The organism is Wenjunlia tyrosinilytica, assembly GCF_014646055.1.
In the GTDB taxonomy this organism is placed as follows: Bacteria; Actinomycetota; Actinomycetes; order Streptomycetales; family Streptomycetaceae; genus Wenjunlia; species Wenjunlia tyrosinilytica.
In genome coordinates this window covers 1-667 of record NZ_BMMS01000159.1, presented here as the reverse complement: position 1 = coordinate 667, position 667 = coordinate 1, and the positions used below count along the sequence as shown (strand labels likewise).

Below are 667 nucleotides of genomic sequence, written 5' to 3'. Positions count from 1 at the left end.
TTGGCGGCGGTGTGGGAGTCCGTGGGTGTGGTGCCGGTGGCGGTGGTGGGGCATTCGCAGGGGGAGATCGCGGCTGCGTGTGTCGCGGGTGCGTTGACGCTTCGGGACGGTGCGCGTGTGGTGGCTTTGCGCAGTCGGGCTCTGCGGGCGTTGGCGGGGTTGGGCGGGATGGTGTCGGTGTCGGCGTCGGCTGAGGTCGTGGTGGGGTTGCTGGCCGGGTCGGGGTTGTCCTTGGCGGCGGTGAACGGTCCTGGGGCGGTGGTGGTTTCGGGGCGGGTGGGTGATCTGGAGGTGTTCTTGGAGCGGTGTGCGGGGCTGGGGGTGCGGGCTCGGCGTATCGCGGTGGACTATGCCTCTCATTCGGCGCAGGTGGACGGGATCCGTGATGAGGTGCTTGCCGCTCTGGGTCCTGTGGCGCCGCGGGTGTCGGGTGTTCCGTTCCATTCTTCGGTGACCGGTGGCCGTGTCGATACGCGTGCTCTGGATGCGGGGTACTGGTTCGAGAGTCTGCGGCGGACGGTGCGGTTCGAGGAGGCTGTGCGGTCGGTCGGTGAGGGTGTGTTCATCGAGTGCAGTCCGCATCCGGTTCTGGTGAATGCGTTGCCCGACGCGGTGGGCACGCTGCGTCGTGACGACGGCGGCTGGACCCGCTTCCTCCACTCCGCCG

General features: G+C 69.1%; 1 protein-coding gene. It reads left to right on the top strand.

All coding sequences use genetic code 11. The features are described from left to right. Positions 1-21: 21 nt before the first annotated feature. A partial coding sequence (locus IEY86_RS36025) for an acyltransferase domain-containing protein (RefSeq protein ID WP_308425218.1) occupies positions 22-667 on the top strand: 646 nt, incomplete at its 3' end.